Raw genomic sequence first — 16,985 nt, forward strand, 5'->3', positions numbered from 1 at the left:
CAGCGTCACGGCCGGTGCGGACGAGTGTCAAGTGTTCGTCCGAATGTCCGGACAAAATGTTGACAGGGTTCCCGGGAGGGGACTAGACCTGGGATCAGCCGGCCACCGGGGGTCGAAGGGATGCGTATGCCTGAGCCGTACGACGTGATCACCATGGGGCGGATCGGGGTGGACCTCTACCCTCTGGACATCGGGGTGCCGCTCGCCCGGGTCGAGACGTTCGGCAAGTTCCTCGGCGGCTCCCCGACGAACGTCGCGGTGGCGGTGGCGCGGCTGGGGCGGCGGACGGCGGTGATCACCCGGACCGGCCGGGACGCCTTCGGGGAGTACCTCCACCAGGAGCTCCAGGGCTTCGGGGTGGATGACCGGTGGGTCACGGAGGTCGAGGAGTACCCGACCCCGGTCACCTTCTGCGAGATCTTCCCGCCGGACGACTTCCCCCTCTACTTCTACCGGCAGCCCAAGGCGCCCGATCTGGAGATCCACCCGCCGGAACTCGACCTCGACGCGGTGCGCGATGCCCGGATCTTCTGGATGACCGGTACCGGGCTCAGTGCCGAGCCGAGCCGCGCCGCGACGCTGGCGGCGCTCCAGGCTCGTACCGAGAGCCCGGCCCGCGAGTTTCGTACCGCGACCGTGTTCGACCTGGACTGGCGGCCCATGTTCTGGGACGGCGCAGACCACAGCTCGGTGGCGCCCGCCCGCTACCGGGAAGCGCTCGCCCACGCCACCGTCGCCGTCGGCAACATCGACGAGTGCGAGATCGCGACCGGCGAGCGCGAACCGCACGCCGCCGCCCGCGTTCTGCTCGCGGCCGGGGTGGAGCTCGCCGTCGTCAAGCAGGGGCCGAAGGGCGTCCTCGCCGTCCACCGCGACGGTTCCACCGCCGATGTGCCGCCGCTGCCGGTGGAGGTCGTCAACGGGCTCGGCGCCGGGGACGCGTTCGGCGGTGCGCTCTGCCACGGGCTGCTCGCCGGCTGGGACATCGCCCGGATCATGCGGTACGCGAACGCCGCCGGGGCCATCGTCGCCTCCCGCATCGCCTGCTCCTCCGCCATGCCCTTCCCGGACGAGGTGGAGCGGGCCCTCGCGGAGGGGGCCGTGACCGAGGACATCGCCGCCGGGCCCTCCGGAGCGGCCTCATGACTCCCGCCACTCCCGCCACCCCCGCCGCCCCCTCCGTCCGCGACCTGGTCCGGCTCCGCGCCGAGCGCCCCGAAGCGGTGGCCGAAGCCGCCGCGCGACGGAGGCGGAGGCCTCTGCTCCGTACGACAGGCACCCCCACCGCCCGTGCGAACGCGCCCCACCCCGGTCGGCTGATGATCATCGCCGCCGACCACCCCGCACGCGGCGCCCTCGCCGTCGGGGACCGGGCGCTCGCCATGGCCAACCGGTTCGAGCTGCTGGAGCGGCTCTGCCTCGCCCTCTCCCGCCCCGGCGTCGACGGCGTCCTCGCCTCCGCCGACGTCCTGGACGACCTGCTCCTCCTCGGCGCCCTGGAGGACAAGGTGGTCATGGGCTCCATGAACCGGGGCGGGCTCGCGGGTGCCGCCTTCGAGCTCGACGACCGGTTCACCGGGCACCGCCCCGAGGACCTGGTCCGCCACGGGTTCGACGCGGGGAAGCTGCTGCTCCGCATCGACCACGACGACCCCGGTTCCCTGGATACCCTGCACGCGGCCGCCCGCACCATCGACGCGATGGCCGCGCACCGGCTGCCCGTCTTCGTCGAGCCGTTCCTCTGCCGACGCGTCGACGGCCGCCTCCGCAACGACCTGGGCGCCGCTGCCGTCGCCACGTCCATCGCCATCGCGTCGGGCCTGGCCGGGACCTCCGCGTACACCTGGCTCAAGGTCCCCGTCACCGAGGACCCGGACGACATGGCCCGCGTCATGGAGACCTCCACGCTCCCCGCCGTGCTGCTCGGCGGCGAGGTGGGCGACGACCTGGACGGGGCGTACGGGAAGTGGCGCGAGGCGCTGCGGCTGCCGACGGTACGGGGGCTGGTCGTGGGGCGTTCGTTGCTCTACCCGGTCGACGGGGACGTGGCGGGTGCCGTCGACACGGCCGTGTCGCTGCTGTAGCCGGGGAAGCACGGAGAAGGACGGGGTAGGGAGTGGCCATGGACACGCACCACGAGCGACACAACGCCGGTACCGGGGAGACCCCTCCCGCCGTGCGCCACCATCTGCCCTCCGGCAGCGCGGGGCGCGGCGCCTATGTCTTGGACGTCGACCCCGAAATGGCCGGATGGGACCGGTCGCATCTCCGCGTTCTGGAGCTGGAGCCGGGCGGAGTTCATACGCTCGTCACCGGGGAGTGCGAATGGATCGTCCTCCCGTTGGCCGGTGGCTGTACGGTGCATACGGCAGGTGGCACCTTTGAACTGCTGGGCCGGGAAAGCGTGTTCAGCGGGGTGAGTGATTTCGCCTACGTGCCGCGCGACGACCGAGCGCAGATCGCCTCCGGCGCAGGAGGCCGCTTCGCCCTGGCAGGAGCGAAGTGCGAGCGACGACTCCCCGCTCGCTACGGCCCCGCGCCGGAGGTACCCGTCGAACTGCGCGGCACCGGCACCTGCTCGCGCCAGGTCAACAACTTCGCCGCAGCCGACACCTTCGACTGCGACCGCCTGATCGCCGTCGAGGTCCTCACGCCCGGCGGCAACTGGTCCTCCTACCCGCCCCACAAGCACGACGAGCACGTGCCGGGCGAGGAGTGCGAACTGGAGGAGATCTACTACTTCGAGGTGGAGGGCGGCGGCCTCGGCTACCACCGGGTCTCGCCGTCCCGCGAGGGCGGTACGGATGTCCTCGCCGAGGTCGGCAGCGGCGACGCGGTCCTCATCCCCGACGGCTGGCACGGCCCGTCCATCGCCCCGCCCGCCCGCACGCTGTACTACCTGAACGTCATGGCGGGGCCGGGGGAGGAGCGGGCCTGGCTGATCCGCGACCATCCGGACCACGGATGGATCCGCGACACCTGGCGGGACGAGCCGGTCGACGCCAGACTGCCGCTGTACACGGCGCATCCGCAGACGGCCCGCCCGGACACGGCGCATCCGTCGCCCGGCCCGGAGGTAACAGGTTGAGCCCGACGAGTCCCGAGAGCAGCACCGACGGAGCGAGTCCCGTGAACGCACGGCCCGCCCCCACCCGCCGCCTGACCACCGCTCAGGCCCTGGTCGCCTTCCTCGCCCGCCAGTACACCGAGCGCGACGGCCGCCGCCACCGCCTGATCAACGCCACCTGGGGCATCTTCGGCCACGGCAACGTCGCCGGGATCGGCCAGGCGCTCGTGGAGGCGGGCAACGGCAACCGGACCGGGCCCCGCATGCCGTACCTCCAGGGCCGCAACGAACAGGCCATGGTGCACGCGGCCGTCGGGTTCGCGCGCCAGTCCGGCCGGCTCTCCGCACACGCGGTGACCACCTCCATCGGCCCGGGCGCCACCAACCTCGTCACCGGCGCCGCCCTCGCCACCATCAACCACATCCCGGTCCTCCTCCTCCCCGGCGACACCTTCGCGACCCGGCCCGCCGACCCCGTACTCCAGCAGCTCGAAGTCCCCTACACCGGTGACGTGTCGGTCAACGACTGCCTGCGCCCCGTCTCGCGCTACTTCGACCGGGTCACCCGCCCCGAAGCGCTCATCCCGGCGGCCCTCCAGGCGATGCGGGTCCTCGCCGACCCCGCCGAGACGGGCGCGGTCACGCTCGCGCTGCCGCAGGACGTGCAGGCGGAGGCGTACGACTGGCCGGAGGCGTTCTTCGCCGAGCGGGTCTGGCGGGTCCGCAGGCCTGCGCCCGACACGGCCGAACTGGAAGCGGCGGTACGGGCGGTGCGCTCAGCCCGCCGTCCCCTGATCGTCGCGGGCGGCGGGGTCCGCCACAGCGCAGCCGAGGAGACCCTCGCCGCCTTCACCGCCGCCACCCGCATCCCGGTCGCCTCCACCCAGGCGGGCAAGGGGGCCCTGCGCCACGACCACCCGGCGGACGTGGGCGGCATCGGCCACACCGGGACCGCCACCGCCGACGAGCTGGCCCGCACCGCCGACCTGGTGATCGGCGTCGGCACCCGGTACACGGACTTCACCACCGCGTCCGGCACCCTCTTCGAGAACCCGGCCGTCCGCTTCCTCAACCTCAACATCACCGGCTTCGACGCCCACAAGCTCGCCGCCCTCCCGCTGGTCGCCGACGCCCGCACCGGCCTGGAGGCGCTCACCAGCGCACTCGCCGGACGGGGATACCGGGTCGACCCGGCGTACGAGACGGAGTACACCGGCGCGAAGGAGGCGTGGGAGGAACAGGTCGAGGCCTCCTTCACCACCCCCGACCCCACCGCGCGCCCCACCCAGACCCAGGTTCTCGGTCTCCTCGACACCCTGGTCACCGAGGACGACATCCTCATCAACGCCGCCGGTTCTCTCCCCGGCGACCTGCACAAGCTCTGGCGCACCCGCTCCCGCGACCAGTACCACGTCGAGTACGGCTACTCCTGTATGGGCTACGAGATCCCGGCCGCGATCGGCGTCCTGCTCGCCACCGCCACGCAGGGAAGCCCGGACCGGCCCCGCCCCGTCTGGGCGCTCGTCGGCGACGGCACGTACCTGATGAACCCGACCGAGATCGTCACCGCCGTCCAGGAGAACCTGCCCCTGAAGCTGGTGATCCTCCAGAACCACGGGTATGCCTCCATCGGCGGCCTCTCCGAGACGGTCGGCGGCGAGCGCTTCGGCACGGACTACCGCCACCGCGACGCCGACGGCGGCTTCACCGGCCCGCCGCTCCCCGTCGACCTCGCCGCCAACGCGGCCTCCCTCGGCATGCGCGTCCTGCGCGCCACCACCATCGACGACCTGCGCAAAGCCCTCGCGGAGGCCCGCAGCGCGGACGGCCCCACTTGTGTCTACGTCGAGACCGAAACGCCCGACACAGTGTCGGGCCCACCTCCGGCACAGGCGTGGTGGGATGTTCCTGTGGCCGAAACCGCGACGCGACCGGCGGCGGTCAAGGCCCGGGAAGAGTACGACCGGCGGGTCGCCGCCCGACGCCACCACCTGTGAAACCACGCCTGCGCCTGCCTGAAGCCTGAAGGAGTACGTCATGACGAAGACCGTCAACCACTGGATCGGCGGCAAGACAGTGGAGGGCACGTCGGGCACGTACGGTCCGGTCACGGACCCGGCCACCGGCGCGGTCACCACGCGGGTGGCACTCGCCTCGACGGAGGAGGTCGACGCCGCGGTGGCCGCGGCGAAGGCCGCGTACGCGAGCTGGGGCACATCCTCCCTTGCCCAGCGCACCACGATCCTCTTCCGCTACCGCGCGCTGCTGGACGCCCACCGCGACGACATCGCCGCGCTGATCACCGCCGAGCACGGCAAGGTGCACTCGGACGCGCTGGGCGAGGTCGCCCGCGGTCTGGAGATCGTCGAGCTGGCGTGCGGGATCACCACCCAGCTCAAGGGCGAGCTCTCCACCCAGGTCTCCAACCGGGTCGACGTCTCCTCGATCCGCCAGTCCCTCGGCGTGGTCGCGGGCATCACCCCGTTCAACTTCCCGGCCATGGTGCCGATGTGGATGTTCCCGCTGGCGATCGCGTGCGGCAACACGTTCGTGCTGAAGCCGAGCGAGAAGGACCCGTCGGCCGCCAACCTGCTGGCCGAGCTGGCGGCGGAGGCCGGTCTTCCGGACGGTGTCCTCAACGTCCTGCACGGTGACAAGGTCGCCGTCGACGGCCTGCTCAACCACCCCGACGTGGCCGCCGTCTCCTTCGTCGGCTCCACCCCCATCGCCCGCTACATCCACACCACCGCCTCTGCCAACGGCAAGCGCGTCCAGGCCCTCGGCGGCGCGAAGAACCACATGCTCGTCCTCCCGGACGCCGACCTCGACGCGGCGGCCGACGCGGCGGTCTCGGCGGCGTACGGCTCCGCCGGTGAGCGCTGCATGGCGATCTCGGCGGTCGTCGCGGTCGGCGCGATCGGTGACGAGCTGGTCGCCAAGATCCGCGAGCGGGCCGAGAAGATCAAGATCGGCCCCGGCAACGACCCCGCCTCCGAGATGGGCCCCCTGATCACCGCCGCCCACCGCGACAAGGTCGCCTCCTACGTCACGGGCGCGGCGGCCCAGGGCGCGGAGGTCGTCCTCGACGGGACGGGCCACACGGTGGAGGGCTTCGAGGACGGCCACTGGATCGGCCTCTCCCTCCTGGACAAGGTCTCCACCGACTCCGACGCGTACAAGGACGAGATCTTCGGCCCGGTCCTGTGCGTGCTCCGCGTGGAGACGTACGACGACGGCATCGCGCTCATGAACGCCTCGCCGTTCGGCAACGGCACCGCGATCTTCACCCGCGACGGCGGCGCGGCCCGCCGCTTCCAGCTGGAGGTCGAGGCCGGCATGGTCGGCGTCAACGTGCCGATCCCGGTTCCGGTGGGCTACCACTCCTTCGGCGGCTGGAAGGACTCCCTCTTCGGGGACCACCACATCTACGGCAACGACGGCGTGCACTTCTACACCCGTGGCAAGGTCGTCACCACCCGCTGGCCGGACCCGGCGGACGCGCCCGCGGGCGTCGACCTCGGCTTCCCGCGCAACCACTGACAGCCCTGACGCAGGTCTCCGCCCGCCCGTGGCGACGATGACGCCACGGGCGGGCGAACTCGTGACTGTCCTACCCTTCGTGGACTTGTGGTGTACGGGGCGAGGGGCGAACACAGGTGATTCGGGTCGTCGTCGTGGATGACGAGCCGCTCGTCCGTCCGGGCCTGCGGGCGATCCTCGGTTCGCCCGCGGACATCGCCGTGGTGGCCGACTGCGGCGGCCCGCGGGAGAGGGTGCAGCTTCTCGGCGGCTCGTCCACCGCGGCCCCGCTGCCCGGCGGCGGATTTTTCGTCCGCGCCGAGTTCCCGTTCCGGCCCGCGCGGCCGGTTCCGTACTCCCTACCCGTCGGGGCGTGAGGCCCGCCGGAGAAGCTCCTCCGGCAGCCCGGCCCGGGCTCCGGCGACCTCGATGCCGAGCAGGCGCCCCGCCTCGTCGAAGTCCAGGTTCAGGTCCGAGCCGCTGGGGGTCTCCAGGGCGAACTGCCGGACGGCGGCTCCCTCGGCGATGTGCTCGACGAGGGAGACGTACGCGAGGTCGTTCTCGTGGTCGTATTCGATGTGCATGGTTCCGCTTCGCTCCGGGAGGGTTCGGGTCGGTTGCGGCCGACGGACACGACGTTGCCGGCCTTGTTGACCACGACCCGTATCTTTGCGCTGACGTACTTCCAGGTACCGGCCGACTTGCCTTCGGCCTTCCTGCCGTTCTTCACGGTACGCGCGACCACCTCCCCCCGGCCCGGGGAATCCGCCCGGCGGCGGTGGACGACCCCCGCCGGTCGGCGGGGGCCAACCGGTCGGACGGACCGGCGGTACGTGGAGAGCCGGCCGCGGAAATCGGGATGCCGGGCCACGGACCCGTACCGCATCCTGAGCCCATGAACACCCCCGCCCTCCCGCCCTGTTACGAGATCCGCGCGCTGCACACCGCGTCCACCGTCACCGTCTACCAGGCCTACCGGCCCGCCATCGGGCTCCCCGCCGCACGCGACGGACGGTTCCCCGCCGAATGGAAGCGGGACCGCATGACGTGGATCAAGCCCAGCTTCCTGTGGATGATGTACCGCTGCGGCTGGGGCACCAAGGAGGGCCAGGAAGTCGTCCTCGCCGTCGAGATCGACCGGAGCGGCCTGGAGTGGGCCCTCGCGCACGCCGAACTCTCCCACTACGTACGCGATGTGCACCCGGACCAGGCCGCCTGGAAGCGCGGCCTGCGCGCCGCCCCCACCCGGGTCCAGTGGGACCCCGAACGGGACCTGGACCTGAACCCGCTCCCGTACCGGTCCCTCCAGCTGGGACTGGGCGGGGAGGCGGCCCGGCGGTACGCGGACGAGTGGACCGTCTCCGTACGCGATGTCACCCCGCTCGCCCACGAGGTGCACGCGGCGGTGCGTGCGGGCGCGCGGGAGAAGGCCGCCGCCCTGCTGCCGGTGGAGACGCCGCTCGACCTCGACGCTCCGCGGCCGGTACGGCGGGCGCTCCCGGCGTCCGGGATGTGACCGGCGGTTCCGGAAGGGCGCCTGCCTTCGTGGCCTCTGCCTGTGAACAGCCTTCCCCTCGTGAACGGCCTCCCTCCCGTGAACCGGACCTGGAACTCCTCGGAGGCGTTGTGCGGCCAATGTCCGCAATGGTGTTCGGTAGAGATAAGGCCGGTACCGCGTCCGGAGTACGGCGGGGCGCACCGTACCTCGCAGGGAGGCCGCTCACCTCACCCTGGCGGCAGGCAAGGGGGTTGCATTCTCCGTTTAGGGTCGAGGGATGGAGACCCCTACTGTTCGATGGCGGCGCCTGCTGCCCCAAACACCTGGCCGGTGGGCCGCGGCGGTGGCCGCGCTCGCCGTGCTCGTGGGCGGCGGCACCTGGACCGCCGTCGCCGACGACGGCCCGCCCGCCGTGCAGCGCGAGGACCGGATGCTGCGGCCGGGCGGGGTGCCGATCGACACCTCGTACTTCACCGCCGAAGGTTCCGGTAAGCGCCCCGCCGTGCTCATCGGACACGGCTTCGGCGGCAGCAAGAACGACGTACGGGCCCAGGCCGAGAAGCTGGCCGCCGACGGGTACGCGGTGCTGACCTGGTCGGCGCGCGGGTTCGGCGGGTCCGGCGGGGCGATCTCGCTCAACGACCCGGGCGGCGAGGTCAAGGACGTCTCCGGGCTCATCGACTGGCTGGCCGAGCGGCCCGAGGTCGAGCTGGACAAGAAGGGCGACCCCCGGGTCGGCCTCACCGGCGCCTCCTACGGCGGGGCCGTCTCCCTGCTCGCCGCCGGGCACGACCAGCGGGTGGACGCCATCGCGCCCGTGATCACGTACTGGAACCTGGCCGACGCCCTCTTCCCCGACGGGGTCTTCAAGAAGCTCTGGGCCGGGATCTTCGTGACCTCCGGCGGCGGCTGCGAGAAGTTCGAGAAGCGGCTCTGCGAGATGTACGAGCGGGTCGCCGTCAGCGGCAAGCCCGACCCGGCCGCGGTCAAGCTGCTCACCGAGCGGTCGCCCTCCGCCGTCGCCGACCGCATCAAGGTGCCCTCGCTCCTCCTCCAGGGCCAGTCCGACTCCCTCTTCCCGCTCGGCCACGCCGACGCGATGCAGAAGGCGATCAGTGCCAACGGCGCACCCGTCTCGGTCGACTGGATCTCCGGCGGCCACGACGGGGGCGACAACGAGACCGCGCGCGTCGAAGGACGTGTCGGCTCCTGGTTCGACCGCTACCTGAAGGAGGAGACCGGCACCGACACCGGACCCGCCTTCCGCGTCACCCGTACCGGAGGCATCGACTCCACGGACGGCGCCGCCCTCAAGCGCGGCGCGAGCAGCGACACCTACCCGGGGCTGCGCAGCGGCGGCCGGGAGCTTCCGCTGCGGGCGGGAACCACCACGTCCGCCGAAAACGGAACCGGAACCGCAACCGCAGCGAAGCCCGCCGGCTCCACCGAAACGTTCCGCAACCCCGCCGGCTCCGCCCCGCCCGCCATCTCCGCCGTACCGGGCGTCGGCGGCGGGCTCTCCCAGCTCTCCTCGCTCGGCGTCGGGCTCTCGCTCGACTTCCCCGGGCAGTTCGGCCGCTTCGAGTCGGCCCCGCTGGCCACCCCCGTACACGTCACCGGAACCCCCACCGTCCGCGTGACCGTCAAGGCGACCGAGGGCCGCGACGCGGTGCTCTTCGGCAAGGTGTACGACGTGTCGCCGGACGGCAGGCAGCAGGTGCTGCCCTCCCAGCTCGTCGCCCCCTACCGGATCACCCCCGACCAGCAGGGCAAGCCGATCGAGCTGGCGCTGCCCGCCGTGGACCACGAGTTCGACGCCGGGCACCGGATGCGGCTCGTCTTCTCCGCGACCGACCTCGGTTACGCGTCCCCCGCCGAGCCCGCCACGTACACCGTGACCGCCGACGGGCCGTTGACCGTCCCCACCGCACCCGCCGTCACCACCGCCGCGGCCACCCTCCCGTGGTGGACCTGGGGCCTCCCGGCCGCCGCTCTCGTCATCGCGGCCGCCCTCCTGCTCACCGCGCGCCGCCGCACCGCGACCCCGGCGCCGGACCTCGAACTCACCGACGTACCGCTCCAGATCACCGGGCTCTCGAAGAAGTACGCGAAGTCCGTCGACCGGTACGCCGTGCGCGAGCTCTCCTTCCGCGTCGAGAAGGGCCAGGTCCTCGGCCTCCTCGGCCCCAACGGCGCGGGCAAGACCACCACCCTGCGCATGCTCATGGGGCTCATCACCCCCGACGAGGGCGAGATCCGCGTCTTCGGGCAGGCCATCCGCCCCGGTGCCCCGGTCCTCTCCCGCGTGGGCGCCTTCGTCGAGGGCGCGGGCTTCCTGCCGCACCTCTCCGGCCGCGCCAACCTGGACCTGTACTGGCAGGCCACCGGCCGCCCCGCCGAGGACGCCCACATCGAGGAGGCCCTGGAGATCGCCGGGCTCGGCGACGCGCTCGCCCGTGCCGTACGGACGTACTCCCAGGGCATGCGGCAGCGGCTCGCCATCGCCCAGGCCATGCTCGGCATGCCGGACCTGCTGATCCTCGACGAGCCGACCAACGGGCTGGACCCGCCGCAGATCCGCGAGATGCGGGACGTGATGATCCGTTACGCGGCCGGAGGCCGGACCGTCATCGTCTCCAGCCACCTCCTCTCCGAGGTGGAGCAGTCCTGCACCCACCTGGTCGTCATGGACCGGGGCCGCCTCGTGCAGGCCGGACCGGTCGCCGAGATCACCGGATCCGGCGACATGATCCTGGTGACCACGGCGGAGGAGGTGTCCGAGCCGCTCGCCGAGAAGGTCGCGTCCCTGCCCGGCATCGGCTCCGCCGTCCGCACCGACGACGGGCGCGGGCTCCTCGTCCGCCTCGACGGCGCCACCACCTCGCGGCTCGTCGCCGACCTGGTCCGGCTCGACGTCCCGGTCACCGGCGTCGGCCCGCACCGCCGCCTGGAGGACGCCTTCCTCACCCTGATCTCCGGAGGAGCAGCATGAGCGCCCCCGTACAGCCCCCCGAGGCCCGGGTGGAGGCCGAGCACCCGGAAGCCGCCGGCTACCGCGCCGGGCGCACGCTCCCCCTCCGCGTCGAGGCCATGCGGCAGCTGCGGCGCCGCCGCACCCTGCTCATGGGCGGGATCCTCGCGGCCCTCCCCTTCATCCTGATCGTCGCCTTCGCGATCGGCGGCACGCCGGACGGCGAGGACGGCGGCGGGGGAGGCCGGGGCGGCAGCCGGATCAACCTGATGGACGTGGCGACGGAGTCCGCCGCGAACTTCGCCGCCACCTCGCTGTTCGTCTCGGCCGGCTTCCTGCTGGTGGTGCCGGTGGCCCTGTTCTGCGGGGACACCGTCGCCTCCGAGGCGAGCTGGTCCTCGCTGCGCTACCTGCTCGCCGCGCCCGTGCCCCGGACCCGGCTGCTCTGGTCCAAGCTCGTCGTCGCGCTCGGCTTCAGCCTCGCCGCGATGGTGCTGCTGCCGGTCGTCGCGCTGGCGGCGGGCACGGCGGCCTACGGGTGGGGGCCGTTGAAACTGCCCACCGGGGGAGCGCTGGCCGCCGGGGACACCATCCCGCGCCTCGCGCTCGTCGTCGCGTTCATCTTCGTCTCCCAACTCGTCACGGCGGGGCTGGCGTTCTGGCTCTCCACGAAGACGGACGCCCCGCTCGGCGCGGTCGGGGGAGCGGTCGGCCTCACGATCGTCGGCAATGTGCTCGACGCGGTCACGGCGCTCGGCTCGTGGCGCGACTTCCTGCCCGCGCACTGGCAGTTCGCGTGGGCCGACGCGCTCCAGCCCGAGTTGGAGTGGGGCGGCATGATCAAGGGGGCGGCGATCTCGGTGACGTACGCCCTGATCCTGTTCGCTCTGGCGTTCCGCGGGTTCAGTCGTAAGGACATCGTGTCCTGAACCTGATGTTCCGCGGGTTCGGCGGCCGCAAAGGCGCCCTGCCCGGCCTCTGTTGCCGCATCGAGATGGTTCCGCAACGCTTTCGTCGACTCCGGTCGGCGGCCCCGTACGTCACATTCACAGGTGTCGGAGACAGGAACGCGACACCGTGATGACGTGGGGGGTTACGGATGGACCAGCGAAACGGCAGGCGGACGACGGGGGCACGGGCAGGGGGGCGGCCCGGGGCGGTGGCGCTCCTGCTCGCCGCCGGGATGCTGCTCACCGCGTGTGGCGGCGGGTCGTCGGACGGCGCCACGGCGGACAAGCGCTCCGGCGCCCGCCCGGCGCAGGGCACGGCCGGCCCGCAGCCCGCACCGGACGCGGTGGCACCGGAGCAGGGCCGGCCGTCCGAGGAGGGCGGCGACAAGGCCAAGCCGGGCCTCGCCGCCCCGGACTACCTCTCCACCTTCGCCCTGGACGTGGACACCGCCAGCTACGGCTACGCGCGCCGCACGCTCGGCGACGGCAGGCTGCCGGACGCGGCGGACGTACGGCCGGAGGAGTTCGTCAACAGCTTCAAGCAGGGGTACGAGCGTCCGAAGGGCAACGGCTTCTCCGTCACGGTCGACGGCGCACGCATCGGCGGGGGCTCCGGGGCCTCCGACTGGTCGCTGCTGAGGGTCGGGCTGGCCACCAGGGCCGCCCCGCCGAGCAGTGAACGCCCGCCCGCCTCGCTCACGTTCGTCGTCGACATCTCCGGTTCCATGGCCGGACCCGGCCGCCTGGGCCTGGTCAAGGAGTCCCTGAACATCCTGACCGACGAACTGCGCGACGACGACTCCGTCTCCCTCGTCACCTTCAGCGACGAGGCCGAGACCCGGCTGCCGATGACCCGCCTCCAGGGCAACCGGAACAAGATCCGGGACGCGGTGGCCGAGATGGAGGCCGCCCAGTCCACCAACGTGGAGGCGGGGATCAGGCGCGGCTACGAGGAGTCCGTCAAGGGCCACCGCAAGGGTGTGAACAACCGGGTGGTGCTGCTCTCCGACGCCCTCGCCAACACCGGCGACACCGACGCCGACGGGATCCTGGAGAAGATCGACTCCGCCCGCCGCGAGTACGGCATCACCCTCTTCGGGGTCGGCGTGGGCAGCGACTACGGCGACGCGTTCATGGAGCGGCTCACCAACCGGGGCGACGGCCACACCACGTACGTCGGTGACGAGGAGCAGGCCCGCAAGGTCTTCGTCGACCAGCTGCCCGCCCACATCGAACTCCGGGCGCGCGACGCCAAGGCCCAGGTCGCCTTCGACCGCGGGAACGTGAAGCAGTTCCGTCTGATCGGCTACGAGAACCGCAAGGTCGCCGACGAGGACTTCCGCGACGACAGCGTCGACGGCGGGGAGGTCGGACCCGGCCACACGGTGACCGCGCTCTACGCCGTACGGCTGCGCGAGGGCGCCTCCGGTGAGGTGGCCGAGGCGACCGTGCGCTGGCTCGACCCCAAGACCCGCAAGGCGTACGAGGAGAGCGGCTCCGCGCGGACCGCCACGATCGACGGCGGGCTGTGGGGCGGTGCGTCGCAGCGGCTCCAGGTGGCGGCCGTGGCGGCGTACTTCGCGGACGCCCTGCGGGGCGGAGATCTGCCCGGCACGCCCCCGCTGAGCGAACTGGCCTCCCGGGCCACGAAGCTGGCGGACGAGACCGAGGACAGTTCCGTACGGAAGCTGGCGACGGCGATCGGACAGGCGGAGGCGCTCAGGAACGGGACCGAGTCGGAGGACGGGGGCGACGAGGGCGAGGGCGAGATCGGCTGAGCCGCTCGGCCCGTGACGGCGGCGCGACGTTCGTACATTTAAGCGAAATGTGGCTGTGCGAACGGCTGTCACCGGTCATGATGACCGCCATGACCTCCCTGTTCCTGGTGCTCTCCGTGATCGTCACCGGCCTCTACGCGGGCTTCATGCTGACGTTCCTGATCGCGATCATGCCCGGCCTCGCCGAACTGACGGACCAACAGTTCACGACGGCGATGCGCCGCTTCAACGAGAAGGTCCCCGGCCCTCTCTTCCTCGTCCTCTTCCTCGGCGTGGTCGCCCTGCCCGCCGCGGCGCTGTTCACCGGGCTCGGCGAGCACGACGAGGTGGCAGGCCCCGCGCTGGTGGGGGCGCTCGTCTGCGTGGTCGCCGGTCACCTGGTCACGATCGCCGGGAACATCCCGCTCAACAACGCGCTCGCGAAGTCGGAGGGCGGCGACGACAGCGCCGCCCGTCAGGCCTTCGAACCCCGCTGGAACACCTTCCACCGGGTCCGCACCGCCTTCGTGCTGGCGGCGTTGGTGCTGCTGGCCATCGCGCTGTAGGCCTGTCGGCGGTACGGGTGCGGCTCACACGTTGGGCACCTTGAGCCGGTCCCAGCTGGTCTTCCCCGGGACGCCGTCCGCGTCGGTGCCCGTGTAGCCCAGCTTGCGCTGCCAAGCCGCGTACGAGTTGCGGTCGGCGGTCGACCAGGACGGGCCGGGTCCCACCGTGTACCGGCCGCACCCCTCGGCCACCAGGCGCCTGCCCATCGCCGTCACGATCGGGCTGCTGCGGCCGACCGTGAAGAACGAGGCGCCCGGGAACGGCTCGTACGTCGGTCTCGGAGGCGGCTGGGAGGGCCCGTCCGGCGAACCGCCCAGCCGCTTGCCGATCCGGGTGCGCATCGATTTCATGGTGAAGCCGCGCGGATCGACCTTGCCCGGCTGCCACTCCAGGTGCCCGATCACCGACCGCTCGCCCCAGCCGTGCGCCCGGCAGACGGCGGCTGCGGCCCGCTCGATCGCCAACAGCTGGGCGGCCGGCCACGGGTCCTTGCCGTCGCCGAGGTTGACGCACTCGAAGCCGTAGAAGTACCGGTTGCCGTCGGTGTTGGCCTCGTTGTCCGGCGGCAGGGCCTTCTCCGCGATGACGGCCCGCAGGACGTCGTCGTCGCCGAGCCCGGCGTGGTTGGCGCGCCCGTTCCCCACGAGGTGGACGGTTCCGTCCTTGGCGATCACCCCGTGGCAGAGGGGGCCGGGGAGGGCGGAGTGGCCGTTGTAGCAGAGCTCCACCGAGGAGGCGGTGCCGGATGTGACGGTGTGATGGATCATGACGCCGTGCGTCGGGCCCCAGGGCCCCTTGTGATTCCGGTTGTTCGTACGCCAGCTCCGGTGTTCGACGACGTGGAGGCCTTCGTCGCGGAGGGCTTTGAGCAGCTTGTCGGCGGACAGCGGCGTCGCCATCGGGGCGCTCCTTTCCAGGTGGTGCGTCGGTTCGCAGGGGTGTTCGGCGGGTGGAGGGCAGGCTCGGATGCCGGACGGCACAACGAAGTTGCGCTCGCCCGAACGGGGTTGCGGAGAAGTGGGGTGCGCCCAGCGACGGGATTCCGCCTACGGGCCGTACAGGATCGATTTGCCCGTTCTCGCGCCGCCCTGAACGTCATCCCGTACCGAACGTTTCGTCGGCCCGCCACCCTTGTGCCGGAGATTCCGCTTGGCGGGACGCGAGGGGTGGATGGGGAGGGAGTTCCGGCGCCGCCTCCACCCGACGCACGGTGCCCGGTGCCCGGTGCGGCAAGGGGGCGGAGGCGCGCGCCCCTTCCCCGTACTCCCGTCGCACTCGCGCCGTGCCGTACTCCCGTCGTCGTATGCGCCCGGCGCCCCGGCTCCTACGGTGAGGGGGTGATGACCTTCGACCGCCTCGCCGCCCGGGTGCGCGCCCGCCGCTCGCGGATCTGGCGGTGGTGGGTCTGTTTCACCGCGTCCGACGTGGCGGTGGACGACCCTGGCTACCGGCAGGACGACGCGCTCACCTGGCCCCTGCTCGCGGTCTCGCTCGCGGCACTGGTCTTCCGCCGCCGCAGGCCCGTCCCGGTGGCGTGTGTGACCGGGGCCGCGTGCGCCGGATGGGCGGTCCACGGGCACATCGGCGAGCTGCTGAACCTCCCGGTCATCGTGGCGCTGTACACGGTGGCCGTCCTCGGCGACCGCCGCGAACTGATGGCGGCGGAGGTGACGCCACGGGGGGCTGGCGGGTCGACGGCCCGGACGCCACCACCTGGTCGACTCGCCGCGAGCTACGGCATCCCGCGCCGCCGCGTCGACGAGGTGCTCGACTCCTCGGCCCGAACGGCGCCGGGAAGTCGACCGCCATGCGGCTGATCCTGGGCCTGGACTCCGCGAGCGGGGGACGGGTCACCATGGGAGGCAAGGCTCACCGGGACCTCCCTGTGCCGCTCCGTCGTGCGCTCCACGGTGTGGGCGACGGCGGTCACAGCCCTGCTTCCCCTCCTGGGCGCGGTGTTCGTAGCGGCCACCGGCAGCCTGCGACCCGACGACACGGTCCTCGGCGGCAGCCTCACGCTCTCCGTCGTGGCCCAGATGCTGGCGGGCGTGGTGGGCGCGCTGGTGATCTCGGGGGAGTACGGCAGCGGCACCATCCGTACGACGTTCGCGGCCGTCCCCCGCCGGTCCACCGTGTTCGCGGCCAAGGCGACACTGGTGGCGGCCGTGACGTACGCCCTCGCGCTGCTCTCCTGCGCGGCCGCCTACCTGGTAGGGGACGCGATGCTGCCGGAGGGGCCACTCCGCCGGCGCGGTCACCACGGTGATCGGCCTGCTGCTCCTGCCGTCCCTCCTCGGCCCCCTCTTCGGGAACGCCGAACGCTGGATCGCCGGCCTCTCCCCGGCGGCGGCCCTGGAGAAGCTCACCCAGACCTCGGACGCCGCCGCCGACACCGTGGGCAGCCTGGGCCCCTGGCCCTCCCTGCTCCTGATCGCGGCCTGCACGACGGCGATCACCCTCACGGCCCTGCTCCTGCTACGACGACGGGACGCGTGAGGCGCCCCCCCCGCACCGGCCGCCCCGCGACCAGCGAAAAGGCCCCCCGGTGCGGAGGGGCCTCACGGTCGTGCGGTCGGTGCGCCCCCGGCAGGACTCGAACCTGCGGCCAAGCGCTTAGAAGGCGCCTGCTCTATCCACTGAGCTACGGGGGCCGGGA

At 72.4% G+C, this 16,985-nt stretch carries 16 protein-coding genes and 1 tRNA gene; 14 read left to right on the forward strand and 3 right to left on the reverse strand.

The genetic code is table 11. The features are described 5' to 3' along the window. Positions 1-126: 126 nt before the first annotated feature. From iolC to AMK21_RS36795, 6 genes are all read left to right on the forward strand, one after another. Entirely contained in the window at positions 127-1,146 is a 1,020-nt protein-coding gene (gene iolC, locus AMK21_RS01580; protein WP_073873388.1) for a 5-dehydro-2-deoxygluconokinase, read from the forward strand. Then, on the forward strand, positions 1,143-2,084 hold the full coding sequence (locus tag AMK21_RS01585; RefSeq protein ID WP_073873390.1) for a Cgl0159 family (beta/alpha)8-fold protein: 942 nt from the start codon (positions 1,143-1,145) through the stop codon (positions 2,082-2,084). The genes iolC and AMK21_RS01585 overlap by 4 nt, the downstream gene beginning before the upstream one ends. 38 nt (positions 2,085-2,122) lie before the next feature. Beyond that, the gene (iolB, locus tag AMK21_RS01590) at positions 2,123-3,088 is read left to right on the forward strand and encodes a 5-deoxy-glucuronate isomerase (protein ID WP_073873392.1); all 966 of its coding nucleotides are present in this window, start codon (positions 2,123-2,125) and stop codon (positions 3,086-3,088) included. Then, positions 3,085-5,064, forward strand: a complete 1,980-nt coding sequence (iolD, locus tag AMK21_RS01595; protein WP_073873394.1) for a 3D-(3,5/4)-trihydroxycyclohexane-1,2-dione acylhydrolase (decyclizing) — start codon at positions 3,085-3,087, stop codon at positions 5,062-5,064. The genes iolB and iolD overlap by 4 nt, the downstream gene beginning before the upstream one ends. A 40-nt stretch (positions 5,065-5,104) precedes the next feature. Continuing rightward, positions 5,105-6,607 carry a CoA-acylating methylmalonate-semialdehyde dehydrogenase gene (mmsA, locus tag AMK21_RS01600; protein ID WP_073873396.1) on the forward strand — a complete coding sequence of 501 codons (1,503 nt, stop codon included), beginning with the start codon at positions 5,105-5,107 and terminating at the stop codon, positions 6,605-6,607. 134 nt (positions 6,608-6,741) lie between these two features. Beyond that, positions 6,742-6,963, forward strand: a complete 222-nt coding sequence (locus AMK21_RS36795; RefSeq protein WP_324613873.1) for a hypothetical protein — start codon at positions 6,742-6,744, stop codon at positions 6,961-6,963. Here the strand turns inward: AMK21_RS36795 and AMK21_RS01610 are convergent. Next, positions 6,946-7,170, reverse strand: coding sequence for a DUF2283 domain-containing protein (locus AMK21_RS01610; protein WP_073873400.1), 225 nt, complete (start codon positions 7,168-7,170; stop codon positions 6,946-6,948). The genes AMK21_RS36795 and AMK21_RS01610 overlap by 18 nt on opposite strands. Before the next feature lie 311 nt (positions 7,171-7,481). Here AMK21_RS01610 and AMK21_RS01615 point away from each other — a divergent pair, with 311 nt between their 5' ends. From AMK21_RS01615 to AMK21_RS01635, 5 genes are all read left to right on the forward strand, one after another. Next, positions 7,482-8,102, forward strand: a complete 621-nt coding sequence (locus AMK21_RS01615) for a DUF4291 domain-containing protein (protein WP_073873402.1) — start codon at positions 7,482-7,484, stop codon at positions 8,100-8,102. Between the two features lie 259 nt (positions 8,103-8,361). Further along, the gene (locus AMK21_RS01620; RefSeq protein ID WP_199863083.1) at positions 8,362-11,076 is read left to right on the forward strand and encodes an alpha/beta fold hydrolase; all 2,715 of its coding nucleotides are present in this window, start codon (positions 8,362-8,364) and stop codon (positions 11,074-11,076) included. Then, positions 11,073-11,984: an ABC transporter permease gene (locus AMK21_RS01625; RefSeq protein WP_073873404.1), complete on the forward strand. Its 912-nt coding sequence runs from the start codon at positions 11,073-11,075 to the stop codon at positions 11,982-11,984. The genes AMK21_RS01620 and AMK21_RS01625 overlap by 4 nt, the downstream gene beginning before the upstream one ends. Before the next feature lie 170 nt (positions 11,985-12,154). Then, entirely contained in the window at positions 12,155-13,783 is a 1,629-nt protein-coding gene (locus AMK21_RS01630) for a vWA domain-containing protein (RefSeq protein WP_073873406.1), read from the forward strand. A 77-nt stretch (positions 13,784-13,860) separates the two neighbouring features. Beyond that, the gene (locus AMK21_RS01635; RefSeq protein ID WP_073874213.1) at positions 13,861-14,328 is read left to right on the forward strand and encodes a DUF1772 domain-containing protein; all 468 of its coding nucleotides are present in this window, start codon (positions 13,861-13,863) and stop codon (positions 14,326-14,328) included. A gap of 24 nt (positions 14,329-14,352) precedes the next feature. Here the strand turns inward: AMK21_RS01635 and AMK21_RS01640 are convergent, their stop codons facing one another. Further along, the gene (locus AMK21_RS01640) at positions 14,353-15,228 is read right to left on the reverse strand and encodes a peptidoglycan-binding protein (RefSeq protein WP_073873408.1); all 876 of its coding nucleotides are present in this window, start codon (positions 15,226-15,228) and stop codon (positions 14,353-14,355) included. 441 nt (positions 15,229-15,669) lie between these two features. On the opposite strand from AMK21_RS01640, the gene AMK21_RS35660 reads away from it, so the two are divergent. Genes AMK21_RS35660 through AMK21_RS35665 form a run of 3 tightly spaced genes read left to right on the forward strand, consistent with a single transcriptional unit; the run spans position 15,670 to position 16,825 of the window. Then, positions 15,670-16,146, forward strand: coding sequence for a DUF7134 domain-containing protein (locus tag AMK21_RS35660; RefSeq protein WP_234421797.1), 477 nt, complete (start codon positions 15,670-15,672; stop codon positions 16,144-16,146). Further along, on the forward strand, positions 16,137-16,595 hold the full coding sequence (locus AMK21_RS37000) for a hypothetical protein (RefSeq protein ID WP_420712461.1): 459 nt from the start codon (positions 16,137-16,139) through the stop codon (positions 16,593-16,595). The genes AMK21_RS35660 and AMK21_RS37000 overlap by 10 nt, the downstream gene beginning before the upstream one ends. Beyond that, positions 16,592-16,825 (forward strand): hypothetical protein, encoded by a 234-nt coding sequence (locus AMK21_RS35665; RefSeq protein WP_234421798.1) that lies wholly within the window; start codon positions 16,592-16,594, stop codon positions 16,823-16,825. Before AMK21_RS37000 ends, AMK21_RS35665 begins: the two co-directional genes overlap by 4 nt. An 82-nt stretch (positions 16,826-16,907) precedes the next feature. On the opposite strand, the gene AMK21_RS01660 is transcribed toward AMK21_RS35665, so the two are convergent. Next, positions 16,908-16,980 (reverse strand) — tRNA-Arg (locus AMK21_RS01660). Between the last annotated feature and the right edge of the window lie 5 nt (positions 16,981-16,985).

This window comes from Streptomyces sp. CB00316 (assembly GCF_001905595.1).
Lineage (GTDB): Bacteria > Actinomycetota > Actinomycetes > Streptomycetales > Streptomycetaceae > Streptomyces.